This is a genomic window from Streptomyces sp. NPDC029296 (assembly GCF_055569255.1).
On sequence record NZ_JBVHXT010000006.1, the window covers coordinates 227,798 to 251,890 of the forward strand.

At 71.8% G+C, this 24,093-nt stretch carries 20 protein-coding genes; 15 read left to right on the forward strand and 5 right to left on the reverse strand.

Translation table 11 applies throughout. The features are described from left to right. Positions 1-370: 370 nt before the first annotated feature. Positions 371-973 carry an SACE_7040 family transcriptional regulator gene (locus ACZ4W9_RS07775; RefSeq protein ID WP_467933919.1) on the reverse strand — a complete coding sequence of 201 codons (603 nt, stop codon included), beginning with the start codon at positions 971-973 and terminating at the stop codon, positions 371-373. A gap of 96 nt (positions 974-1,069) precedes the next feature. Between ACZ4W9_RS07775 and ACZ4W9_RS07780 the strand changes: the two genes are divergently transcribed. The 10 genes from ACZ4W9_RS07780 to ACZ4W9_RS07825 all read left to right on the forward strand — a co-directional run bounded on the left by ACZ4W9_RS07780 (position 1,070) and on the right by ACZ4W9_RS07825 (position 13,939). After that, on the forward strand, positions 1,070-2,686 hold the full coding sequence (locus ACZ4W9_RS07780; protein WP_467933920.1) for a carboxyl transferase domain-containing protein: 1,617 nt from the start codon (positions 1,070-1,072) through the stop codon (positions 2,684-2,686). Positions 2,687-2,697: 11 nt separating this feature from the next. Further along, the gene (locus tag ACZ4W9_RS07785; RefSeq protein ID WP_467933922.1) at positions 2,698-4,614 is read left to right on the forward strand and encodes an acetyl/propionyl/methylcrotonyl-CoA carboxylase subunit alpha; all 1,917 of its coding nucleotides are present in this window, start codon (positions 2,698-2,700) and stop codon (positions 4,612-4,614) included. Then, positions 4,611-5,552 carry a hydroxymethylglutaryl-CoA lyase gene (locus tag ACZ4W9_RS07790; RefSeq protein ID WP_467933923.1) on the forward strand — a complete coding sequence of 314 codons (942 nt, stop codon included), beginning with the start codon at positions 4,611-4,613 and terminating at the stop codon, positions 5,550-5,552. Before ACZ4W9_RS07785 ends, ACZ4W9_RS07790 begins: the two co-directional genes overlap by 4 nt. 5 nt (positions 5,553-5,557) lie before the next feature. Next, on the forward strand, positions 5,558-6,718 hold the full coding sequence (locus tag ACZ4W9_RS07795) for an acyl-CoA dehydrogenase family protein (RefSeq protein ID WP_467933925.1): 1,161 nt from the start codon (positions 5,558-5,560) through the stop codon (positions 6,716-6,718). A gap of 132 nt (positions 6,719-6,850) precedes the next feature. Then, positions 6,851-7,897, forward strand: a complete 1,047-nt coding sequence (locus ACZ4W9_RS07800; protein ID WP_467933926.1) for an ABC transporter substrate-binding protein — start codon at positions 6,851-6,853, stop codon at positions 7,895-7,897. Between the two features lie 52 nt (positions 7,898-7,949). Then, positions 7,950-8,795, forward strand: coding sequence for a siderophore-interacting protein (locus tag ACZ4W9_RS07805; RefSeq protein ID WP_467933927.1), 846 nt, complete (start codon positions 7,950-7,952; stop codon positions 8,793-8,795). A gap of 120 nt (positions 8,796-8,915) precedes the next feature. Next, positions 8,916-10,382 carry a lysine decarboxylase DesA gene (gene desA, locus ACZ4W9_RS07810; protein ID WP_467933929.1) on the forward strand — a complete coding sequence of 489 codons (1,467 nt, stop codon included), beginning with the start codon at positions 8,916-8,918 and terminating at the stop codon, positions 10,380-10,382. Continuing rightward, complete coding sequence (locus tag ACZ4W9_RS07815; RefSeq protein WP_467933930.1) at positions 10,366-11,652, forward strand: lysine N(6)-hydroxylase/L-ornithine N(5)-oxygenase family protein; 1,287 nt, start codon at positions 10,366-10,368, stop codon at positions 11,650-11,652. The genes desA and ACZ4W9_RS07815 overlap by 17 nt, the downstream gene beginning before the upstream one ends. Further along, positions 11,649-12,173 (forward strand): GNAT family N-acetyltransferase, encoded by a 525-nt coding sequence (locus tag ACZ4W9_RS07820; protein WP_467933931.1) that lies wholly within the window; start codon positions 11,649-11,651, stop codon positions 12,171-12,173. The genes ACZ4W9_RS07815 and ACZ4W9_RS07820 overlap by 4 nt, the downstream gene beginning before the upstream one ends. Continuing rightward, entirely contained in the window at positions 12,170-13,939 is a 1,770-nt protein-coding gene (locus ACZ4W9_RS07825) for an IucA/IucC family protein (protein WP_467933933.1), read from the forward strand. The genes ACZ4W9_RS07820 and ACZ4W9_RS07825 overlap by 4 nt, the downstream gene beginning before the upstream one ends. A 71-nt stretch (positions 13,940-14,010) precedes the next feature. Here the strand turns inward: ACZ4W9_RS07825 and ACZ4W9_RS07830 are convergent, their stop codons facing one another. Then, the gene (locus ACZ4W9_RS07830; protein WP_467933934.1) at positions 14,011-15,618 is read right to left on the reverse strand and encodes a beta-N-acetylhexosaminidase; all 1,608 of its coding nucleotides are present in this window, start codon (positions 15,616-15,618) and stop codon (positions 14,011-14,013) included. Between the two features lie 83 nt (positions 15,619-15,701). Between ACZ4W9_RS07830 and ACZ4W9_RS07835 the strand changes: the two genes are divergently transcribed. Continuing rightward, positions 15,702-16,574, forward strand: coding sequence for a DUF4429 domain-containing protein (locus ACZ4W9_RS07835; RefSeq protein ID WP_467933935.1), 873 nt, complete (start codon positions 15,702-15,704; stop codon positions 16,572-16,574). A 21-nt stretch (positions 16,575-16,595) separates the two neighbouring features. Here the strand turns inward: ACZ4W9_RS07835 and ACZ4W9_RS07840 are convergent, their stop codons facing one another. After that, positions 16,596-18,158, reverse strand: a complete 1,563-nt coding sequence (locus ACZ4W9_RS07840) for a purple acid phosphatase family protein (RefSeq protein ID WP_467933937.1) — start codon at positions 18,156-18,158, stop codon at positions 16,596-16,598. A 165-nt stretch (positions 18,159-18,323) separates the two neighbouring features. Between ACZ4W9_RS07840 and ACZ4W9_RS07845 the strand changes: the two genes are divergently transcribed. Beyond that, entirely contained in the window at positions 18,324-18,581 is a 258-nt protein-coding gene (locus tag ACZ4W9_RS07845) for a hypothetical protein (protein WP_359044690.1), read from the forward strand. Between the two features lie 76 nt (positions 18,582-18,657). Then, a complete protein-coding gene (gene glmS / locus ACZ4W9_RS07850; protein WP_467933938.1) occupies positions 18,658-20,475 on the forward strand; it encodes a glutamine--fructose-6-phosphate transaminase (isomerizing) in 1,818 nt (605 codons plus the stop codon). Between the two features lie 68 nt (positions 20,476-20,543). Here the strand turns inward: glmS and ACZ4W9_RS07855 are convergent, their stop codons facing one another. Both ACZ4W9_RS07855 and ACZ4W9_RS07860 read right to left on the reverse strand, forming a co-directional pair. Next, complete coding sequence (locus ACZ4W9_RS07855) at positions 20,544-21,104, reverse strand: hypothetical protein (protein WP_467933939.1); 561 nt, start codon at positions 21,102-21,104, stop codon at positions 20,544-20,546. A gap of 127 nt (positions 21,105-21,231) precedes the next feature. Beyond that, positions 21,232-21,759, reverse strand: coding sequence for a universal stress protein (locus tag ACZ4W9_RS07860; protein ID WP_318203393.1), 528 nt, complete (start codon positions 21,757-21,759; stop codon positions 21,232-21,234). A 315-nt stretch (positions 21,760-22,074) separates the two neighbouring features. Here ACZ4W9_RS07860 and ACZ4W9_RS07865 point away from each other — a divergent pair, with 315 nt between their 5' ends. Both ACZ4W9_RS07865 and ACZ4W9_RS07870 read left to right on the forward strand, forming a co-directional pair. Next, complete coding sequence (locus ACZ4W9_RS07865) at positions 22,075-22,344, forward strand: hypothetical protein (RefSeq protein WP_467933941.1); 270 nt, start codon at positions 22,075-22,077, stop codon at positions 22,342-22,344. 380 nt (positions 22,345-22,724) lie between these two features. Then, positions 22,725-23,948 (forward strand): helix-turn-helix domain-containing protein, encoded by a 1,224-nt coding sequence (locus ACZ4W9_RS07870; RefSeq protein ID WP_467933942.1) that lies wholly within the window; start codon positions 22,725-22,727, stop codon positions 23,946-23,948. Positions 23,949-24,093: the final 145 nt, after the last annotated feature.

Here is a 24,093-nt window from a genome sequence, read left to right on the forward strand (position 1 = left end):
GAGCGCCCCGGGCACGAGCCGTGGCGGAGGGGACCGGGCCCCTGGACAAGGAGCGTGACGGATGCCGGGACGGACCGGTTCCCCCGGGGCACAGGCCGTGGCCGAAGGACCCGGACCCCCGGGCACGGGCCGTGTCGGACCGGTCCGACCACCCCTCGGACACCGATCCCCCAGGCGCAGTCCGCAAGCGACGGACCCGGGACCCGGGACCCCGGCACAGGGTCGTGTCGGACGGGGCGGCCCCCACACACACGCGGGCCGCCGCCCTGGACGGCGGCAGCGGGACGGGCGGGTCTCACGCCCGGGGGCGCCTGCACGGCACCGGGCCGCGCGCCCGCCCGCCCACGAAGCCCCCGCGGGGGAAACGGCCCTACGCCCGCGCCTCCCCCGCCGCCTCGAACGCGCCGCGGGCCATGCGGTGCAGCAGGGCCGCCGTCGTGCCCCGGCCGGGGAGGGTGCCGGCGCGGCCGAGGTGGGGGGTGGAGTTGAGCAGGCCGAAGACGGAGTGGACGGCCGAGCGGGCGGCCGGTTCGGTCAGGCCCGGGTAGGCCTCGCGGACCACCTGCACCCACAGCTCCACGTACTGCCGCTGGAGCTGGCGCACCAGCTTGCGGTCGCTGTCGCGCAGCCGGTCCAGCTCGCGGTCGTGCAGGGTGATCAGCGGGCGGTCGTCCAGGGCGAAGTCGATGTGGCCCTCGATCAGGGAGTCCAGGACCCGGGTCGCGGGGATCCCGTCGGCCTCCGCCAGCCGGCGCCTGGCCCCGGTGAGCAGCTGGCCGCTGATGCCGACCAGCAGCTCGGCGAGCATCGCGTCCTTGCCGGGGAAGTGCCGGTACAGACCGGGGCCGCTGATGCCGACCGCGGCGCCTATCTCGTCGACGCCGACGCCGTGGAATCCGCGTTCGGCGAAGAGCCGGGCGGCCTCCTTGAGGATCTGCTCGCGGCGGGTCGGGGCGTCGGTTCTGCTGGCCATGCCGTCAATTCTAGACAGCGGGGTTAGCGGTCGTTAACCTGAAGGAAATGGTTAACGCTCATTAACAGGTTCGGACACCGGTGAGGGGACCGCAGGATGCAGGAGGCACCGGAGCTTCACAGCGCGGCCGATCCCGCGTCGGAGGGCTGGCGGGCCAACGAGGAGGCCCATCTCGCCCTCGTGGAGGAGCTGCGCGCCAAGCTGGCCGCGGCGGCCCTCGGCGGCGGCGAGAAGGCGCGGGCGCGGCACACCGCGCGCGGCAAGCTGCTGCCGAGGGACAGGGTGGACACACTGCTCGACCCGGGCTCGCCCTTCCTGGAGCTGGCACCGCTCGCGGCCGACGGGCTGTACGACGGGCAGGCCCCGGCCGCCGGGGTGATCGCCGGCATCGGGCGGGTCAGCGGCCGCGAGTGCGTGATCGTGGCGAACGACGCCACCGTCAAGGGCGGCACGTACTACCCGATGACGGTCAAGAAGCACCTGCGCGCCCAGGAGGTGGCCCTCGACAACCGGCTGCCGTGCGTCTATCTGGTCGACTCCGGCGGGGCCTTCCTGCCGATGCAGGACGAGGTCTTCCCCGACCGGGACCACTTCGGCCGGATCTTCTACAACCAGGCCCGGATGTCCGGCGCCGGCATCCCGCAGATCGCGGCCGTCATGGGCTCCTGCACGGCGGGCGGGGCGTACGTCCCGGCGATGAGCGACGAGGCCGTGATCGTGCGGAACCAGGGCACGATCTTCCTCGGCGGGCCGCCCCTGGTGAAGGCGGCCACCGGCGAGGTCGTCACCGCCGAGGAACTGGGCGGCGGCGAGGTGCACTCCCGGGTCTCCGGGGTCACCGACCACCTCGCCGAGGACGACGCGCACGCCCTCCGGATCGTCCGCGACATCGTGGCCACGCTCCCGGCCCGGCGGTCCCTGCCCTGGGAGGTCCGGCCGTCCGTCGAGCCCAAGGTGGATCCCTCCGGGCTCTACGGCGCCGTCCCGGTCGACTCCCGCACCCCCTACGACGTCCGCGAGATCATCGCGCGCGTGGTCGACGGCTCCCGGTTCGCCGAGTTCAAGGCGGAGTTCGGGCAGACCCTGGTGACCGGGTTCGCGCGGATCCACGGCCACCCGGTGGGGATCGTCGCCAACAACGGCATCCTGTTCGCCGAGTCCGCCCAGAAGGGCGCCCACTTCATCGAGCTGTGCGACCAGCGCGGCATCCCGCTGGTGTTCCTCCAGAACATCTCGGGCTTCATGGTCGGCAGGGACTACGAGGCGGGGGGCATCGCCAAGCACGGCGCCAAGATGGTCACGGCGGTGGCCTGCACGCGCGTGCCGAAGCTCACCGTGGTGGTCGGCGGCTCCTACGGCGCGGGCAACTACTCGATGTGCGGCCGGGCCTACTCCCCCCGCTTCCTGTGGATGTGGCCGAACGCCAAGATCTCCGTGATGGGCGGCGAGCAGGCCGCGTCCGTGCTGGCGACCGTCAAGCGGGACCAGCTGGAGGGCCGCGGCGAGGAGTGGGCCGCCGAGGAGGAAGAGGCGTTCAAGGCGCCGATCCGCGCCCAGTACGAACGTCAGGGCAACGCCTACTACGCCACCGCCCGGCTCTGGGACGACGGCGTGATCGACCCGCTGGACACCCGTCAGGTCCTCGGTCTGGCCCTGACGGCCTGTGCCAACGCGCCTCTGGGAGACACCCAGTTCGGCGTCTTCCGGATGTGAGGAGGGGAACCGTGTTCGACACAGTGCTGGTGGCCAACCGGGGCGAGATCGCCGTACGCGTGATCCGTACGCTGCGCGCCCTGGGCGTGCGCTCGGTGGCGGTCTTCTCCGACGCCGACGCCGACGCGCGGCACGTCCGGGAGGCCGACACGGCGGTCCGGATCGGCCCGGCGCCGGCCGCCGAGAGCTATCTGTCGGTGGAGCGGCTGCTCGAAGCCGCCGCCCGCACCGGCGCCCAGGCCGTCCACCCCGGGTACGGCTTCCTCGCCGAGAACGCGGCCTTCGCGCGGGCGTGCGAGGAGGCGGGGCTGGTGTTCATCGGCCCGCCCGCGGACGCGATCGCGCTGATGGGCGACAAGATCCGGGCCAAGGAGACGGTCGAGGCCGCCGGGGTGCCGGTGGTGCCGGGCGGACGCGATCCCGAGCTGGCCGAGGCGGCCCGCGCACTGGGGGCGCCCGTGCTGCTGAAGCCGTCCGCCGGCGGCGGCGGCAAGGGCATGCGGCTGGTGCGGGACCTGACCGTGCTGGAGGAGGAGATCGCCGCCGCCCGCCGGGAGGCCCGCGCCTCCTTCGGCGACGACACGCTGCTGGTGGAGCGGTGGGTGGACCGGCCCCGGCACATCGAGATCCAGGTGCTGGCCGACGGCCACGGCAACGTGGTGCACCTCGGCGAGCGCGAGTGTTCCCTCCAGCGGCGCCACCAGAAGGTGATCGAGGAGGCGCCGAGCGTGCTCCTCGACGAGCGGACCCGGGCCGCGATGGGCGAGGCGGCCGTGCAGGCGGCGCGCTCGTGCGGGTACCGGGGCGCGGGCACGGTGGAGTTCATCGTCCCGGGCGGCGACCCGTCGCGGTATTACTTCATGGAGATGAACACCCGGCTCCAGGTGGAGCACCCGGTCACCGAGCTGGTGACCGGACTGGACCTGGTGGAGTGGCAGCTGCGGGTCGCGGCCGGCGAACCGCTGTCCTTCGGCCAGTCGGAGGTCACCCTCACCGGGCACGCGGTCGAGGCCCGGATCTGCGCCGAGGACCCCGCGCGCGGCTTCCTGCCCTCCGGTGGAACGGTTCTGCTGCTGGACGAGCCCGAAGGCGACGGGGTCCGCACCGACTCCGGGCTCAGCGAGGGCACCGAGGTGGGCAGCCTGTACGACCCGATGCTGTCCAAGGTGATCGCCTACGGCCCCGACCGCGCGACCGCGCTGCGCAGGCTCCGGGCGGCCCTGGCCCGGACGGTCACGCTGGGCGTGCAGACCAACGCCGGGTTCCTGCGCCGGCTGCTGGCCCATCCGGCGGTGGTGTCCGGTGACCTGGACACCGGGCTGGTGGAGCGGGTGGTGGACGACCTGGTCCCCGACGAGGTGCCCGAGGAAGTGTACGAGGCGGCGGCGGCCGTACGGCTCGAGGCACTGAAGCCGCGTGCGCAGGGCTGGACCGACCCGTTCTCGGTGCCGGACGGCTGGCGGCTGGGCGGCACCCCGAAGCCGCCGGTCTTCCACCTGCGGGTGCGCGAACCGGTGGCCCACACCCCCCGGGGCGAGCACACCGTCACCGGCGACCGGGTGAGCGTCACCCTGGACGGCGTCCGGCACACCTTCCGCCGGGCCGGCGACTGGCTGGGCCGAGACGGCGACGCCTGGCAGGTGCGCGACCACGACCCGGTCGCCGCCTCGCTGAACCGGGCGGCCCACGGGGGCGCCGACTCCCTGACCGCGCCCATGCCGGGCACGGTCACGGTGGTCAAGGTGGCCGTGGGCGACGAGGTGGCCGCCGGGCAGAGCCTGCTGGTGGTGGAGGCGATGAAGATGGAGCACGTCATCTCCGCCCCGCACGCCGGCACGGTCGCCGAACTGGACGTGACACCGGGCAGCACGGTCGCCATGGACCAGGTGCTGGCCGTCATCGCACCGCACGAGGAGGCGGCCGGATGAGCGTCGCAGGACTGCCCGTGGCCGTACCGGCCGAGGGACTGCCCGCGCGGGTGCGGATCCACGAGGTGGGCGCGCGCGACGGGCTGCAGAACGAGAAGACGTCCGTGCCGACGGCGGTGAAGGCCGAGTTCATCCACCGGCTGGCCGGCGCGGGCCTGACCACCATCGAGGCGACGAGCTTCGTCCACCCCGAGTGGGTGCCCCAGCTGGCCGACGCCGAGGAGCTGTTCCCCCGGGTCAAGAACCTGGGCGCGGCCCTTCCGGTGCTGGTGCCCAACCAGCGCGGCCTGGACCGGGCGCTGGCCCTCGGCGCGGAGTACGTCGCCGTGTTCGCCAGCGCCACCGAGTCCTTCGCCAAGGCCAACCTCAACCGGACGCTGGAGGAGTCCCTCGCGGTGTTCGAGCCGGTGGTGCGGCGCGCGAAGGACGAGGGCGTACGGGTGCGCGGCTATGTGTCGATGTGCTTCGGCGACCCGTGGGAGGGCCCGGTGCCGCTCGCCCAGGTGGCGCGGGTGTGCACGGCGCTGCGGGACATGGGCTGCGACGAGCTGAGCCTCGGCGACACCATCGGGGTGGCCACCCCGGGCCAGGTCCGCGCGCTGCTCGCCCTGCTGAACGAGCGGGGTGTGGGGACGGACGCGATCGGCGTGCACTTCCACGACACGTACGGCCAGGCGCTCTCCAACACCCTGGCCGCCCTCCAGCACGGCGTCACCACGGTGGACGCCTCCGCCGGGGGGCTCGGCGGCTGCCCGTACGCCAAGTCCGCCACCGGCAATCTCGCCACCGAGGACCTCGTCTGGATGCTGCACGGGCTCGGCATCGAGACGGGGGTCGACCTCGGCCGTCTGACCGCCACGAGCGTGTGGATGGCCGAACGGCTGGGCCGGCCCAGCCCGTCCCGTACCGTCCGCGCTCTCTCCCACAAGGACCAGTGATCAGCATGGACCACCGTCTCAGCCCCGAGCTGGAGGAACTCCGCCGCACGGTGGAGGAGTTCGCGCACGACGTCGTGGCGCCGAAGATCGGCGACTTCTACGAGCGGCACGAGTTCCCGTACGAGATCGTCCGCGAGATGGGCCGCATGGGCCTGTTCGGACTGCCGTTCCCGGAGGAGTACGGCGGGATGGGCGGCGACTACCTGGCGCTCGGGCTCGCCCTGGAGGAGCTGGCCCGGGTGGACTCCTCGGTGGCGATCACGCTGGAGGCGGGCGTCTCGCTGGGCGCCATGCCGCTGCATCTGTACGGCACCGAGGAGCAGAAGCGCGCGTGGCTGCCCCGGCTGTGCTCGGGCGAGATCCTGGGCGCGTTCGGCCTGACGGAGCCGGACGGCGGCAGCGACGCCGGGGCGACCCGGACGACGGCCCGCCTGGACCCGGACACGGACGAGTGGGTGATCAACGGCACCAAGTGCTTCATCACCAACTCGGGCACGGACATCACGGGGCTGGTCACCGTCACCGCGGTGACCGGCCGCAAGCCGGACGGCCGCCCGGAGATCTCGGCCGTCATCGTGCCGTCCGGCACCCCGGGCTTCACGGTGGCGGCGCCCTATTCGAAGGTCGGCTGGAACGCCTCCGACACCCGCGAGCTGTCCTTCCAGGACGTCCGGGTCCCGGCCGCCAACCTGCTGGGCGAACGGGGCCGCGGCTACGCCCAGTTCCTGCGCATCCTGGACGAGGGCCGCATCGCCATCGCCGCCCTCGCCACGGGGCTGGCCCAGGGCTGTGTGGACGAGTCGGTCAAGTACGCGAAGGAACGTCACGCCTTCGGCCGCCCGATCGGCGCCAACCAGGCCATCCAGTTCAAGATCGCCGACATGGAGATGAAGGCCCACACCGCCCGCCTGGCCTGGCGCGACGCGGCCTCCCGCCTGGTCGCGGGCGAGCCCTTCAAGAAGGAGGCGGCCCTGGCCAAGCTCCACTCCTCCACGGTCGCCGTGGACAACGCCCGCGACGCCACCCAGATCCACGGCGGCTACGGCTTCATGAACGAGTACCCGGTGGCCCGCATGTGGCGCGACTCCAAGATCCTGGAGATCGGCGAGGGCACGAGCGAGGTACAGCGGATGCTGATCGCCCGGGAATTGGGCCTGGCGGGCTGACGCGGCCCCGGCCGTCGCGGGCCGGGCGGGGCGCCGGGGCGGCCCGCCCCCTGGACATCGACTGAGGTTAGGCTAACCTACGTTCGAACGTGTCCGGCGGGCGCCTCGCCCCGGTCGAAAGCAGTCATACCCATGTCCCTTGCCCGTGCCACCCACCTCTCTCGCCGCGGACTGCTCGCCGCGGGCGGCGCCCTCGGCCTCGGTGCCGCGCTCGCCGCCTGCGGGGACGACAAGGGCAAAGACGGTGGCTCCAACGGGAGCGGTGGGACGGGCAAGTCCGGCCCCTGGTCGTTCAAGGACGACCGCGGCACGACCGTGAAGCTGGACAAGGTCCCCGCGAACATCGTCGCGTTCACCGGCGTCGGCGCCGCGCTGTACGACTACGGCATCCAGGTCAAGGCCGTGTTCGGCCCGACGAAGACCAGCGACGGCAAGCCGGACGTCCAGGCCGGCGACATGGACATCAGCAAGGTGACCGTCCTCGGCAACGCCTGGGGCCAGTTCAACATCGAGAAGTACGCCTCCCTCGCCCCGGACGTGCTCGTCTCGACGATGTTCGACGACGCCGGCACCCTCTGGTACGTCCCCGAGGAGTCGAAGAAGAAGATCGCGCAGCTGGCCCCCAGCGTCGGCATCTCCGTCTACGACCGCTCGCTCACCCAGCCGCTCCAGCGCATGTGGGACCTCGCCGCGTCGCTCGGCGCGGACATGAAGGCCGCCAAGGTCACCGACGCCAAGAAGCGGTTCGAGGACGCCGCCGCCCGGCTGCGCGCCGCCGCCAAGGCCAAGCCGAACCTCAAGGTGATGGCCGGCAGCGCCAGCGACCAGCTGTTCTACGTCTCCGGCAGCAACCTCTCCATCGACCTGGAGTACTTCAAGTCCCTCGGCGTGAACTTCGTGGAGCCCCCGGAGAGCGCCAAGAAGCAGGGCGGCGGCTGGTACGAGTCGCTGAGCTGGGAGAACGTCGACAAGTACGACGCCGACATCATCATGATGGACGACCGCTCCTCGGCCATCCAGCCCGCCGGCATCACCAAGGCCACCTGGAAGAAGCTGCCCGCGGTGAGGGCCGGCCAGGTCATCCCGCGCTCCCCCGAGCCGATCCTCTCCTACGACAAGTGCGTGCCGCTGCTCACCAACCTGGCCGAGGCCCTGGAGAAGGCCAGGAAGGTCGGCTGACCGGCGGCCCAGCCCCCGGCAAAGCCCTGAAAACCACCCTCAGGAGCCACACATGACGACGGCCGTAGCCGCCCCGTTCCGTTTCTTCTCCCTCCAGGTCGTACGGACGAGGCGGCTCGGCCCGTCCCTGGTCCGGGTCACCTTCACCGGGCGCGACCTGCACGCCTTCCACTCCGACGGGTGCGACCAGTCCCTGTCGCTGTTCCTGCCGCACCCCGGGCAGAGCGAGCCCGTGGTCCCGCTGGAGCTGGGCGACGGCTGGTGGCAGGGCTGGCGGGAACTCCCGGACGACGTACGGGCCGTGATGCGCTCGTACACGCTGCGGGCGCTGCGCCGCGACCCCGACGAGATCGACATCGACTTCGCCCTGCACGGCATCGAGCCGGGCGCCGCCCTGCCGGCCGGCCCCGCCTCCCGCTGGGCCGCGGGGGCCGCCGCCGGCGACCGGGTGCTGCTGCTCGGGCCGGCCGTCGCCGACAACCGCGCGATCCGCTTCCGCCCGCCCGCGGACACCGACCTCGTCGTCCTGTGCGGCGACGAGACGGCCGTACCCGCCGCGACCGCGATCCTGGAGTCCCTGCCCGCCGGCACCCGGGTCCGGGCCTGGCTGGAGGTCCCGCACGCGGAAGACGTGCAGGACGTGCGCACGGAGGCGGACGCGGAGATCACGTGGCTCGTACGGCACGACGGGTCCCCCATGGCCGTCGATGCCGTACGAGCCGCCCCGCTGCCCGGCGCCGAGCGGCCGTATGTGTGGCTCGCCGGGGAGTCCGGCCGGGTCAAGTCCCTGCGGCGGCACTTCGTCGGCGAGCGGGGGGTGGACCGGCGGCGCGTGACGTTCGTCGGCTATTGGCGCCAGGGCCTGACGGAGGAGCAGCTCCGCGCGGCGGGCGAGTAGTCCGCACCTCCCCTCTTTGGCCTGTTCAGGCCTTGGGGGAGGCACACCTCCATCCGAGAAACTTAGGTTAGGCTAACCTAAGATCATCCCGCACGGACCGTCCCCTCGGAGGACCCCCACATGCGCTCGCACCTGCTCAATGGCCTCACGGCGGAGCATTACCGCCGCTCCGTGACCGAAGGAGTCGAGCGGGTGGCGGCCAAACTCGCCACCACCGACCGTCCGTTCACCGGGGTCACCGTGGACGCCCTCTCCCCCGCCATCGACGCGATCGACCTCGACCGTCCGCTGGGCGACACCACCGCCGTCCTGGACGAGCTGGAGGACGTGTACCTGCGGGACGCGATCTACTTCCACCACCCCCGCTACCTCGCCCACCTCAACTGCCCGGTCGTCATCCCGGCGGTGCTCGCCGAGGCCGTGCTCTCCGCCGTCAACTCCTCGCTGGACACCTGGGACCAGTCGGCCGGCGGCACCCTCATCGAGCGCAAACTCGTCGACTGGACGACCGCCCGCATCGGCCTCGGCCCGGCCGCCGACGGCGTCTTCACCTCCGGCGGCACCCAGTCCAACCTCCAGGCGCTGCTGCTGGCCCGCGAGGAGGCCAAGCCGGGGCGGGCGGGGTGGGAAGAGGGGGCCTCGCTCGCCAAACTGCGCGTCTTCGCCTCCGAGGTCAGCCACTTCAGCGTCAAGAAGTCCGCGAAACTGCTCGGCCTCGGCCCGGACGCCGTCGTGTCCGTCCCCGTCGACCACGACAAGCGCATGCAGACGGTCGCCCTCGCCCACGAGCTGGAGCGCTGCGCACGCGACGGCCTGGTCCCGATGGCCGTCGTCGCCACCGCCGGCACCACCGACTTCGGCTCCATCGACCCGCTGCCGGAGATCGCCGAGCTGTGCGCCCAGTACGGCGTGTGGATGCACGTCGACGCCGCCTACGGCTGCGGACTGCTCGCCTCCCTGAAGTACCGGGACCGCCTCCAGGGCATCGAGCACGCCGACTCCGTCACCGTCGACTACCACAAGTCCTTCTTCCAGCCGGTCAGTTCCTCCGCCCTGCTGGTCCGGGACGCGGCCACCCTGCGGCACGCCACCTACCACGCCGAGTACCTCAACCCCCGCCGGGCGGTGCAGGAACGTATCCCCAACCAGGTGGACAAGTCCCTCCAGACCACCCGCCGCTTCGACGCGCTCAAGCTGTGGACGACCCTGCGCACGATGGGCGCCGACGGCATCGGGCAGCTCTTCGACGAGGTCTGCGACCTGGCCCGGGAGGGCTGGAAGCTGCTCGACGCCGACCCGCGCTACGACGTCGTGGTCGAACCCTCCCTGTCCACGCTGGTCTTCCGCTACGTCCCGGCCGCGGTCACCGACCCGGCCGAGATCGACCGGGCCAACCTCTACGCCCGCAAGGCCCTGTTCGCCTCCGGTGACGCCGTCGTCGCGGGCACCAAAGTGGCCGGCCGCCACTACCTGAAGTTCACCCTGCTCAACCCCGAGACCCGGACGGCCGACATCGCCGCCGTCCTCGATCTGATCGCCGGCCATGCCGAGCAGTACCTGGGAGAGTCCCTTGACCGCGCGTCCTGACAGTCCGACCAAGACCTACGACTTCGTGGGGATCGGGCTCGGCCCCTTCAACCTCGGCCTCGCCTGCCTCACCGAGCCCATCGCCGGGCTGGACGGCGTCTTCCTGGAGTCCAAGCCCGACTTCGAGTGGCACGCCGGGATGTTCCTGGACGGCGCCCACCTCCAGACCCCGTTCATGTCCGACCTGGTCACCCTGGCCGACCCCACCTCGCCGTACTCCTTCCTGAACTACCTGAAGGAGAAGGGCAGACTGTACTCGTTCTACATCCGCGAGAACTTCTACCCGCTGCGCGTCGAGTACGACGACTACTGCCGCTGGGCCGCCGGGAAGCTGAGCTGCGTCCGCTTCGGCGCCACGGTCACCGAGGTGACCTACGACGACGGGCTGTACTCCGTGCGCACCGAGGCCGGGGACGCCTACCGCGCCCGGCACCTGGTGCTCGGCACCGGCACCGCCCCCTTCGTCCCCGAGGCGTGCCGGGACCTCGGCGGGGACTTCCTGCACACCTCCCAGTACATGCACCGCAAGGCGGAGCTGCTGGAGAAGAAGTCCATCACCGTCGTCGGCAGCGGCCAGAGCGCGGCCGAGATCTACTACGAGCTGCTCTCGGAGATCGACGCCCACGGCTACCGGCTCAACTGGGTCACCCGCTCCCCGCGGTTCTTCCCGCTGGAGTACACCAAGCTGACCCTGGAGATGACCTCCCCGGACTACATCGACTACTTCCGGTCGCTGCCCGAGGAGACCCGCTACCGGCTGGAGAAGCAGCAGAAGGGCCTGTTCAAGGGCATCAACTCGGACCTGATCGACTCCATCTTCGACCTGCTGTACCAGAAGAACGTCGTCAGCGGCGACCGCGGAGTGCCCACCCGGCTGCTGACCAACTCCACGCTGCGCACGGCGACGTACGCGGACGGCAGCTACACCCTCGGCTTCCACCAGGACGAGCAGGACAAGGACTTCGAGATCGAGACCGAGGGCCTGGTCCTGGCCACCGGCTACCACTACACCCCGCCGGCCTTCCTCGAACCCGTCCGCGACCGCCTCCGCTTCGACGGCCACGGCCGCTTCGACGTGGCCCGCAACTACGCCGTCGACGTCACCGGCCGCGGCGTCTTCCTGCAGAACGCCGGCGTCCACACCCACAGCATCACCAGCCCCGACCTGGGCATGGGCGCGTACCGCAACGCGTACATCATCCGGGAACTCCTCGGCACCGAGTACTACCCGGTCGAGAAGTCCATCGCCTTCCAGGAGTTCGCCGTATGACCTTCACGTTCCGTCCCGTCGACCCCCTGAAGGACGCGGAGTTGCTGCACTCCTGGGTCACGCATCCCAAGGCGGCGTTCTGGATGATGCAGGACGCGCGGCTCCAGGACGTCGAGCGGGCCTATATGGAGATCGCGGCGGACGAGCACCACCACGCGCTGTTCGGGGTGCGCGGCGGTGAGCCGGCGTTCCTGATGGAGAGGTACGACCCCGCGCACCGGGAGCTGGTGGGGCTGTACGAGGCCCGGCCGGGGGATGCCGGGATGCACTTCCTGACCCCGGCCACGGACCGGCCGGAGCACGGGTTCACCCGGGCGGTGATCACCGCCGTGATGGCACACCTGTTCGAGGACCCGGCGGTGGAGCGCGTCGTGGTGGAGCCGGATGTGCGCAACACGGCGGTGCACGCCCTGAACGCGGCCGTCGGGTTCGTGCCCGAGCGGGAGATCGACAAGCCGGAGAAGCGGGCGCTGCTGAGCTTCTGCACCCGTGAGCAGTTCGAGAAGGCGGTGACCGCATGACCCTCGCCGATGCCGTGGCCCATCTGTCCCCCGAGCGGTGGGCCAAGGCCAACCGGCTGCTGGTGCGCAAGGCGCTCGCCGAGTTCGCGCACGAGCGGCTGATCACGCCCGAGGAGGACGGCGGCCGGTACGTGGTGCGCAGCGACGACGGGCTGACCGCCTACCGGTTCCGTGCCGTGCGGCGGGCCCTGGACCACTGGCAGATCGACGCGGACTCGATCACCCGGCACCGCGACGGCGGCGAACTCGAACTCGCCGCGCTGGACTTCTTCATCGAGCTGAAGGAGTCCCTCGGCCTGAGCGACGAGATCCTGCCGGTGTACCTGGAGGAGATCTCCTCCACCCTGTCGGGCACCTGCTACAAGCTCACCAAGCCGCGGGTGACCTCGGCCGAGCTGACGCGCGCCGGGTTCCAGGCGATCGAGACCGGGATGACCGAGGGCCATCCGTGCTTCGTCGCGAACAACGGCCGGCTGGGCTTCGGCGTCCACGAGTACCTGTCGTACGCCCCGGAGACGGCGAGCCCCGTCCGGCTGGTGTGGCTGGCGGCGCACCGCTCGCGGGCCGCGTTCACGGCCGGGGTGGGGATCGAGTACGAGTCGTTCCTGCGCGAGGAGCTGGGCGAGGAGACGGTGGAGCGGTTCCGGGCCCGCCTCGCCGGCCGCGGCCTGGATCCCGCCGACTACCTGTTCCTACCGGTCCACCCCTGGCAGTGGTGGAACAAGCTCAGCGTCACCTTCGCCGCCGAGGTGGCCCGCGACCTGCTGGTCCTGCTCGGCGAGGGCGACGACGAGTACCTGGCCCAGCAGTCGATCCGTACCTTCTTCAACACCAGCGCCCCGCACAAGCACTACGTGAAGACGGCCCTGTCGGTCCTCAACATGGGCTTCATGCGCGGTCTGTCGGCCGCCTACATGGAGGCGACGCCGGCGATCAACGACTGGCTGGCCCGGCTGATCGAGGGCGACCCGGTGCTGAGGGCGAGCGGTCTGTCGATCATCCGGGAGCGGGCCGCGGTCGGCTACCGGCACCTGGAGTACGAGCGGGCCACCGACCGCTACTCGCCGTACCGCAAGATGCTGGCCGCGCTGTGGCGGGAGAGCCCGGTGCCGTCGCTGGAGGAGGGCGAGTCCCTGGCGACGATGGCCTCGCTGCTGCACGTCGACCACGAGGGCGCCTCCTTCGCGGGCGCGCTGATCGAGCGGTCGGGCCTGGCCCCGGTGGAGTGGCTGCGGCGGTATCTGCGGGCCTACTACACCCCGCTGCTGCACAGCTTCTACGCCTATGACCTGGTGTTCATGCCGCACGGCGAGAACACGATCCTGGTGCTGCGCGACGGGGCGGTGCGGCGGGCGATCTACAAGGACATCGCCGAGGAGATCGCCGTCATGGACCCGGACGCGGCGCTGCCGCCACAGGTGCGGCGCATCCGCGTGGAGGTCCCCGAGGACAAGAAGCTGCTGTCGATCTTCACGGACGTCTTCGACTGCTTCTTCCGCTTCCTCGCCGCGCAGCTCGCCGCCGAGGGCATCCTGGAGGAGGACGGCTTCTGGCGCACGGTCGCCGAGGTCACCCGCGAGTACCAGCAGGCCAATCCGCAGCTGGCCGACCGGTTCCGCCAGTACGACGTGTTCGCCCCGGAGTTCGCGCTGTCCTGCCTCAACCGGCTCCAGCTGCGCGACAACCGGCAGATGGTGGACCTCGCCGACCCGTCCGGCGCGCTCCAGCTGGTCGGCACCCTGAAGAACCCCCTCGCCGCGTTCTGACGGCCCCGCGGACGGACGGGCACCCCGCAAGCACGGTCCTTCCGGGGTGCCCGTCGCGTTGTCACCTCCGGTCAGCGCGCCGGCCAGGGGACCTGCGGCGAGCGGTAGTAGCGGATGCCGAGGGCGTCCCAGCGCGGGCCCTGCGCGGCCAGCCGTACCCGGTAGCCGTCCCAGCCCAGGCGGGCGGCCGGGGACCAGCCCAGCTCGGCCGCTCCGGCGAGCCGGGGGAAGGCCAGGTACTCGATGTCGGCGGAGTCGCGCACGGTCTCCGTCCACAGGGGTGCCTCGATGCCCCGGACGGCCGCGTCGGGCACCCCGGCGAGATAGGCGCCCGGATTCCACTCGTAGGAGCGCCGTACCTCCACCAGGCCCGCCCAGGTGAGGCCGATGCGGCTGGCGGCGGTGTACTTCATGTCGAGGTAGATGTGGTCGGCCGGGGACAGGATGAGGCCGGTGCCGTTGCGGGCGGCCTCGGCGACCTGTTCCTTCTCGGCGGCGCCGGTGCGGTCGCGGCCCCAGTACTGGGCGAGGGCGCCCCGGGCGGGGCGGGCGCCGGTGAGCTGGTGCCAGCCGATGACCGTCTTGCCGTAGCGGGCGACGACCGGCTGCACCCGGTCCATGAAGGCGACGTAGTCGGGGTGGCTGGTGGAGTGGGCCTCGTCGCCGCCGATGTGCAGGTAGCGGCCGGGGGTGAGGGCGGCCAGCTCGCGGATCACGTCGTCCACGAAGTCGTAGGTGACCTTCTTGGACACGCACAGCGAGCTGAAGCCGACCGCGGTGCCGGTGTAGGGCGGGGGTGCCACGCCGTCGCAGTTGAGCCCGGCGTAGGAGGAGAGGGCCGCGTTGGTGTGGCCGGGCATGTCGATCTCGGGGACGACCTCCAGGTAGCGGGAGGCGGCGTGGCGGACGATCTCCCGGTAGTCGGCCTTGGTGTAGTAGCCGCCCGGGCCGCCGCCGACCTGGGTGGCGCCGCCGTGGGTGGCCAGGCGCGGCCAGGAGTCGACGGCGATGCGCCAGCCCTGGTCGTCGCTGAGGTGCAGGTGCAGTTCGTTGACCTTGTAGAGGGCCAGTTGGTCGATGTAGCGCTTGACCTGGGCGACGGTGAAGAAGTGGCGGGAGACGTCGAGCATGGCGCCCCGGTAGGCGTAGCGGGGGCGGTCCTGGACGGTGCCGCCGGCGATCCGCCAGGGGCCGCGCTGCGCGGTCTTCCGCTCGACGGCCGGCGGGAGGAGCTGGCGCAGGGTCTGGACGCCGTGGAAGAGCCCGGCGGGGGTGCGCGCGGTGAGGGTCACCCCGCCGGCGGCGCTGTGCAGCCGGTAGCCCTCGGCGCCGAAGTCGCCCTTGTTTAGGCGGAGTCGGATGCCGCCGCTGCCGTGGGCGGTGAGCGGCAGCGGGTAGCCGGTGGAGCGGCGCAGGATGCCGGCGAGGTAGGCGCCGACGCGGCGGGCCTCGGCGGGGCCGTCGACGCGGACGCGGGTGGCGCGGGTGATGCGGTACGGCGTGCCGCCCGGGGTGACCGAGGCGGGTGCGGGGACGACGCGGTCCAGTGGGGTGGGCGGGGCCTGGGTGGCGGCCCGGGCCCCGGGGGCGTCGAGGGCGACGACGCCGGCCGTCGCGAGCAGGAGGGTGGCGAGGAGGTGGGGGAGGATCCGGGGAGTCGTGCCGTGGTTCGGTCTCACATGCGCTCCCATCGGTGGGGGGAGGTGACCGTCGAACGGGGTCTACCCTGACTGTCCCGCAGAACGGGTGAAACAATTCCTATATGGCGGACATCATCCAGAAGGACGGCACTTGGGCCTTCGACGGCGGCGCGCTGCGCATCACTCCGGGCCGGGACAAGGGGGTGAGCCCGCTCCGCCGTGAGCTGGGCGAACTCGTGGTGCCGCTGGGCGCGTTGGCCGGTGTCTCCTTCGAGCAGGGCCGGAGGTCGGGGCGGCTCAGGCTGCGGCTGCGCGACGGCGCCGACCCCCTCCTGCAGGCCACCGCCGGCCGGCTGGCCGAGTCGCACGACCCCTACCAGCTGGCCGTGGAGCCCGACCGGTACGGCGTGGCCGAGTACGTCGCCGACGAGGTGCGCACCGCCCTGCTGCTGGAGGGGGTCCCGGCCGGCCCGGTGGACGCGTACCTGCTGCCGGGGCCGTCGCTGCCGGTGTCCGCCTCGGCCGGGGACGGCACGGCGGGCTTCGACGGGGAGCGGGTGCGGCTGGAGTGGAACTGGAAGACGGAGGAGTCCAAGGCGTCGGCCGGTCCGCGCACGATCGCCCTGGCCGACCTGACCGGTGTGGAGTGGCAGCCGGCGGCCGGCCTGGAGAACGGGCACCTGCGGTTCCTGGTGCGCGGCGTCCCGGTCGGCGCCCCGCCCAAGTTCGACCCGAACGCCGTCGAGCTGTGGGGGTTCCGGAAGGATCCGCTGATGGCTCTGGTGGCGGCGGCGGTGCAGGCCCGGCTGCCGCATCCCTCGGCCGCGCGGGCGGACGCGGGGCGGATCCCGGCGCAGCGGACCGGGGAGCCGGGCGGGGACGACCACGACACGCTGCTGCGCCGGCTGCGGGAGCTGGGCGAGCTGCACCGTGACGGGGTGCTCACGGACGAGGAGTTCGCCCTGGCCAAGCAGGCGGTCCTCAGGCGTCTGTGAGGACCGCCCGCGCCGCGGGGGCTACTTGGCGGTGCGGGACACGGTGAAGTGGTCGACGCGGTCGCCGGTCTCGGCGATGCCCGACACCTTCAGCGTGGCCTGGCGGCCCTTCGGCGCGGGGCTGACGTCCACGCGCAGGAAGGAGTAGTTCAGGTAGCGCACCCGGGACCAGCCGACGGTCTCGTGGACCTTGCCGTCCTTGGTGTTGACGAACGACGCCACGGAGTCGGTCCCGTGCTCGTGGCCCTCGTAGGTGTCGGGGGCGGAGAAGGCGTACAGGCTGCGGCCGGCGGCGCCGGCGGTGACGTAGACCACGCCGTCGGTCTCGGGGTAGGCGGTGCCGCCGATGGGCAGCTCCTTGGCGACCCGGCCGTCCTTGATCACGTCGGTGCGCTCGTACTGGTGGTTGTGGCCGTTGATGACCAGGTCCACGGTGTACTTCTCGAACAGCGGCACCCACTCCTCGCGCACTCCGCCCTCGGAGGCGTGGGCGGTGGAGGTGCAGTAGGCGCAGTGGTGGAAGAAGACGACGACGAAGTCCACGTCCTTGGCGGCGCGGAACTTCTTCAGCTGCCCTTCCAGCCATGTCGTCTGGGTTCCGCCGGAGATGCCCAGGTTCGCCGGGATCTCGAAGGAGATGTCGTTGGCGTCGAGCGAGATGACGGCGGTGTTGCCGTAGACGAAGGAGTAGACGCCGGGGAGGTTCTTCCGGTCGGGGCCGTTGTCCGGCAGGGTCCAGCGGGCGTCCTCGCCGCCGTAGCCGTTGGGCGAGTACCAGGCCTCCATGTCGTGGTTGCCGTACGCCGGCATCCACGGGACCTGCTTGGCGACGGTCTCGGTCTGGGCGAGGAAGGAGTCCCAGGTGCGTGCGTCGAAGCCGGTGTCGGCGGTCTTGCCCGCGCCGGACGGGTCGGCGTAGGCGATGTCGCCGGCGTGCAGGTGGAAGGCGGGGTTCTGGCCGAGCAGGAGGCTGTTGTTGGCCAGGCCGTGGTAGCCGACGCCCTCGTCGCCGAAGGCGGTGAAGGTGAAGGGCGCCTTGTGGGCGGGGGCGGTGGTGAAGGTGCCCACGGTGCCCAGCAGGTGCGGCTCGGCCGGGTCGAAGCCCTGGTGGCCGACGCCGTAGTAGTAGGTGCGGCCCGGGCGCAGGTGGGTGAGCCTGGCGTGCAGGTAGTACTGGGTGTGGTCGCCGCTCGCGCCGACCCCGGCCGGGGTGTACAGGGTGCGGACCTCGGCCTCCATCGTGCGGGACAGGTCCCAGGGGTGGGCGCCGATCCGGATGAAGGGCTTCTTGACGGCGACCGGGACCTGCCAGGAGACGGTGACCTCGGTGCGCGGGTCGTTGCCCCAGGCCAGGTGGCGGCCGAAGGGGGCGACACGGGCGCCGTCGACCGGGGCGGCGGGGGCGGCGTGCCGGGTGGGCACGGCGGCCCGGGCGGTGGCACCCGGCACGAACGCGCCACCGGTGACGGCGCCGAGGGTGACCGCGCCGCCCCTGATCATGGTGCGCCGCGAGAATCTGGCGCGCAGGTACTCGTGCTGTTCGGCCATGCTCATGCGCTCGGCCAGCTTCTCGGGAACGCCCATACGAGGAATGTCCATGACGTCTGAAACTGGTCGGCTCGGGCAACGGGATGCGGGACTCCGGGTGGACGGCGGGCGAACAGGGCGCCATAAGAGTTTCAACAGCCCCCTGCCCGGAATCGGGCACGATTCTTGCGAAACCGGCGCCGGTACCCCAGGATCTACCGGGTGCACGACGAACTCGTAGATCATCTGACGCGGTCCACGCCCCTGAGCCGGGGCGAGGCACTGCGCGTGGTCCAGGACGTGCTCGCCTACTTCGACGAGACGACCCAGGAGTACGTCCGTCGCCGCCACCGCGAACTCCAGGCGCAGGGCCTGCTGAACGCGGAGATCTTCCAGCGGATCGAGGCGGACCTGAAATACCGGGCGGTGGCGCCGCCGGAGCTGACGCTCAGGCAGCTGCGCCGCATGGTCTACGGCTGACCGAGACCGCGGCCCGCCCAGGACAGCCCGGCCCCCTCCGGCCCGGACCAGCGACACCCAAGGGATACCTCTCTATATGTGCGGAATTGTCGGTTACATCGGGAAGCGTGACGTCGCCCCCCTCCTCCTGGAGGGCCTCCAGCGCCTGGAGTACCGCGGCTACGACTCCGCGGGCATCGTCGTCACCTCCCCGAAGGCGCCCGGCCTGAAGATGGTCAAGGCCAAGGGCCGGGTGCGCGACCTGGAGGCCAGGGTCCCGGCGCGCTTCAAGGGCACCACCGGCATCGCCCACACCCGCTGGGCCACCCACGGCGTCCCCTCCGACGTGAACGCCCACCCGCACATGTCGGCCGACCAGAAGGTGGCCGTCGTCCACAACGGCATCATCGACAACGCCGCCGACCTGCGCCGCAAGCTGGAGGCGGACGGGGTCGAGTTCCTCTCCGAGACCGACACCGAGGTCCTCACCCATCTGATCGCCCGTTCGACGGCCGAGAATCTGGAGGACAAGGTCCGCCAGGCGGTCCGGCTGGTCGAGGGCACCTACGGCATCGCCGTCCTGCACGCCGACTTCCCGGACCGGATCGTGGTGGCCCGCAACGGCTCCCCGGTCGTCCTCGGCATCGGCGAGAAGGAGATGTTCGTCGCCTCCGACATCGCCGCGCTGGTCACCCACACCCGCCAGATAGTGACCCTCGACGACGGCGAGATGGCCACCCTCAAGGCCGACGACTTCCGCACCTACACCACCGAGGGCACGCGCACCACCGCGGAGCCCACCACGGTGGAGTGGGAGGCCGAGTCGTACGACATGGGCGGCCACGACACCTACATGCACAAGGAGATCTCCGAGCAGGCCGACGCCGTGGACCGCGTGCTGCGCGGCCGCATCGACGACCGGTTCTCCACCGTGCACCTCGGCGGCCTCAACCTGGACGCCCGCGAGGCCCGGCGGATCCGCCGGGTGAAGATCCTCGGCTGCGGCACCTCGTACCACGCGGGCATGATCGGCGCCCAGATGATCGAGGAGCTGGCCCGCATCCCCGCCGACGCCGAGCCCGCCTCCGAATTCCGCTACCGCAACCCGGTCGTGGACCCCGACACCCTGTACATCGCGGTCTCCCAGTCCGGTGAGACGTACGACGTCCTGGCCGCCGTGCAGGAGCTGAAGCGCAAGGGCGCGCGGGTCCTCGGCGTGGTCAACGTGGTCGGCTCGGCGATCGCCCGCGAGGCCGACGGCGGCGTCTACGTCCACGCGGGCCCCGAGGTCTGCGTCGTCTCCACCAAGTGCTTCACCAACACCACGGTGGCCTTCGCCCTGCTGGCGCTGCACCTGGGCCGCACCCGCGACCTCTCGGTGCGCGACGGCAAGCGGATCATCGAGGGCCTGCGCAAGCTGCCGCAGCAGATCTCCGAGATCCTCAAGCAGGAGGAGGAGATCAAGCGGCTGGCTCAGAGCTACGCCGAGGCCCGCTCGATGCTCTTCATCGGCCGCGTCCGGGGCTACCCGGTGGCCCGCGAGGCGTCCCTGAAGCTCAAGGAGGTCTCCTACATCCACGCCGAGGCCTATCCCGCCTCCGAGCTGAAGCACGGCCCGCTGGCCCTCATCGAGCCGGCCCTGCCCACGGTCGCGATCGTCCCCGACGACGACCTGCTGGAGAAGAACCGCGCGGCCCTGGAGGAGATCAAGGCCCGCGAGGGCAAGATCCTCGCGGTGGCCCACCAGCACCAGGAGAAGGCGGACCAGACGATCATCGTCCCGAAGAACGAGGACGAACTGGACCCGATCCTGATGGGCATCCCCCTCCAGCTCCTCGCCTACCACACGGCGAAGGCGCTCGGCCGGGACATCGACAAGCCGAGGAACCTCGCCAAGTCGGTCACGGTCGAGTAGGCGCGAGAGCAGAACGGACCCCCGCGTGTGCCACCTCCACGCGGGGGTCCTTCTCATGCCGCTCGCTGTCAGCCGGTGGCCGTCACCCGCCGGCCCGCGGCACGCCGGGACACCACCGTCGGCCAGTGCGCGAGCGCCGCCGTCGCCGCGTACCAGGCCACCGCCCCCGAGGCGACGGCCACCCATCCCCCGGCCCTCGCGAGGAAGGGGCTGCCGGCGAAGGCCGCGACGGCCAGCACCAGCATGGCCAGGAACAGCAGGCCGTACAGCAGCCGGCCGAGGCCGTCCCGCCCGGTGAGGGTCAGGGTGAGGGCGACCAGGGCGAACAGCACCAGGAAGAGCCCGGCCGCGTTGGCCGGTCCGCGGTCCGACACGGCCCAGGCGAACCACAGGGCGCCCAGGGCGACATACCCCGCGCCCGAGGCGGCGGCGCCGTCGTGCAGGGCCAGCAGGCCGACGAGGAAGAGGGTCACCCCGCCCACGTAGTGGGCCACGGTCGCGGTGTCGGAGGCGCCCACGCCGTGGATGACCCCGGTGGTGCCGAGCCCGAACGCCAAGAGGGTGAGGGCGAGGGCCAGCCGGCCGGCCACGGCGGTGCTCACGTTTCCCGCGGAGACGTCGTTGTCCACGGCGGGCTCCCTTCGTGCAGGTGCGGTGGTGCGATGCCCGGTATATGCCCTCCACCAGGGCACGGACACCTGCTACGCGCCAGTAGGCCGCTTGTGCGCCAAGGGAGTTGAGAGGGCGCGGGGTGCCCTAGGGGATGACGATCACGGGCCGCCGTGCCCGCTTGGCGAGCCGTCCGGCGACGGAGCCGAAGATCCGGCCGACGAGGCCGTGGGTGGAGCCGACGACGATCGCGTCGGCCTCGTACTCCCGCCCCACCTCTTCGAGTTCGTGGCAGATGTCCCCGCCCCGCTCGACCAGGATCCAGGGCACCTCGGCCAGATAGTCCGCGCAGGCCAGTTCGAGCCCCAGGACCTCGGTGCGGTGGTCCGGCACGTCGACGAAGACGGGCGGTTCGCAGCCGGCCCACACGGTCGTGGGCAGCCGGTTGGCGACGTGCACGATGATCAGGCCGGAGTGGGAGCGGTGGGCCATGCCGATCGCGTAGGCGAGGGCGCGCTCACTCGAGGTGGAGCCGTCGAAGCCGACGACGACTCCGTGTCGGAAGGCGGGATCGCAGGAGGGACGCGACGCGTCCGCCGCCAGGGGATCGGCCGCCGTGGGGTCGGCGACCGGCCGCTTGCGGTCCGCGGGTTCGAAGAATTCGTGACCGGCCATGGCTGTCTCGGCGTTGTGATCCTTTATGGGAAGCGACGACAGTGTGCGGCGGAGCTGTGTCCGGGAAACATCTTCCCAAGCCCATACCCCCAAGGGTACGGCGGCACTCCTCCTGAGCCCAGATCCCGCGCACGCTCCGTGAGCGGTCCCCCGACATCCGTAGGGGTTCACCGGAGCATGCACGAGCCTCGCCCGTAACGCAATGGTTGCTGTCCCGTACAGGCGGTTTGCACGGCGTTCACAGGTGTACCGTCGGTGACCGGCCGGTCGAACGCGCGTTGAACCCGGGTGAGCCACCGCCACAGGGAGTACGAGATGCCCGGTCCCCGATCCAGCAGCGCCCCCCACCCCGCGCCGGACGCAGTCGGCGAGCTGATCCGGTGGGCGGCCTTCAGCTGCGTGCTCGTACCGGTCGTCCTGCTCTGGTACGGCACCTCGCTGGCCGGCGCCGCCGGCACGGCCCTCGGCCTCACCGCCGTCACGGCCGTCTGCCGGGTGCTGCTGCGCCGGTCCGAGCGGTGTGCCGCGCGTTGCGCCACGCAAAGGGGCGGGCGCCACACGCGGGGCCAGACACCGGTCGACTGACCTGTTTTCGCGCCTCGGGACGCTGCTTTTCAGCCAACTTCTGGTTATCGGCCAAGAGGGCTCCGACCCACCCTCCAATCCCCGTTCCACCTGCAAGGAAAGGGTCCGCAGGCCGGCGTGCACCCTATGCGGTTTGGCCACTGCGACAAGGCGCACTTCCCTGCACGCCTCGTGAGTGCAACGCTTCGTGATCGAATGCTTCACGCCAAGTTGTCATGTCGACAATGTCCGGCGTGTCGAACTTGGTCACCGCGTGATCGCGGGAGCCAGTAAATTCGATCTTGACTGTCTTTACGGCGGGGGACTCGTGCAGGACCGAGGGGAAACGTGCAGGAGCGACACAACCGAGGAGCCGCGACCACCGAGGGGGGCTTAGCAGTATGAGCCACGACTCCACTGCCGCACAGGATGCCGCAGCCCGGAAACTGTCCGGGCGTCGCCGTAAGGAGATCGTCGCGGTGCTGCTGTTCAGCGGCGGCCCCATCTTCGAGAGTTCCATTCCGCTGTCGGTGTTCGGCATCGACCGCCAGGACGCCGGCGTACCGCGCTACCGCCTGTTGGTGTGCGCGGGCGAGGAGGGCCCCCTGCGGACCACGGGGGGCCTGGAACTCACGGCGCCGCATGGGCTGGAGGCGATCTCCCGCGCCGGGACGGTCGTCGTACCGGCCTGGCGGTCGATCACCTCGCCGCCGCCGGAGGAAGCGCTCGACGCGCTGCGCCGGGCACACGAGGAGGGCGCCCGCATCGTCGGGCTGTGCACCGGTGCCTTCGTGCTCGCGGCGGCCGGACTGCTGGACGGCCGCCCGGCGACCACCCACTGGATGTACGCGCCGACGCTGGCCAAGCGCTATCCGTCGGTGCACGTCGATCCGCGGGAGCTGTTCGTCGACGACGGCGACGTGCTGACGTCGGCGGGCACGGCGGCCGGGATCGACCTCTGTCTCCACATCGTGCGGACGGACCACGGCAACGAGGCGGCCGGCGCGCTCGCCCGGCGCCTGGTGGTCCCGCCGCGCCGGTCGGGCGGGCAGGAGCGCTACCTCGACCGGTCTTTACCCGAGGAGATCGGCGCCGACCCGCTCGCCGAGGTCGTCGCCTGGGCGCTGGAACACCTCCACGAGCAGTTCGACGTGGAGACGCTGGCGGCACGCGCCTATATGAGCCGCCGCACGTTCGACCGCCGGTTCCGCTCGCTCACCGGGAGCGCGCCGCTGCAGTGGCTGATCACGCAGCGGGTGCTCCAGGCGCAGCGGCTGCTGGAGACGTCGGACTACTCGGTGGACGAGGTGGCGGGCCGCTGCGGCTTCCGCTCCCCGGTGGCCCTGCGCGGCCACTTCCGCCGCCAGCTCGGCTCCTCCCCCGCCGCCTACCGGGCCGCCTACCGGGCCCGCCGGCCGCAGGGCGACAAGCCGGGCGAGCCGGAGCCGGCGGTGCCGGTGACCGGCCCGCAGGGCGCCCCCGCGGGCCTGCCCGGCCCGAACCCGGTGAGCGGTCCCGCCCCCGCCCTGCTCCACGAGCACCGCGACGGCGGGGTCCCGCTCCAGAGCCGCCGCGCCCCGGCCGGCGCGGTGGGCCTGCTGCCGGGCCCGCGCAGCGGTAACTGAGCGCACCGGGAAGGGGGGGGGGGGCGGCCCCCCCCCCCCCCCCCCCCCCCCCACAAAGAAGGACCTTCCCCTCGGGTAACGGGGGACCCAAAAAATGGGGTGTTCTTTTGGGTGGTCTCCCGAACAACCCGCCCGTGTGGGTCCA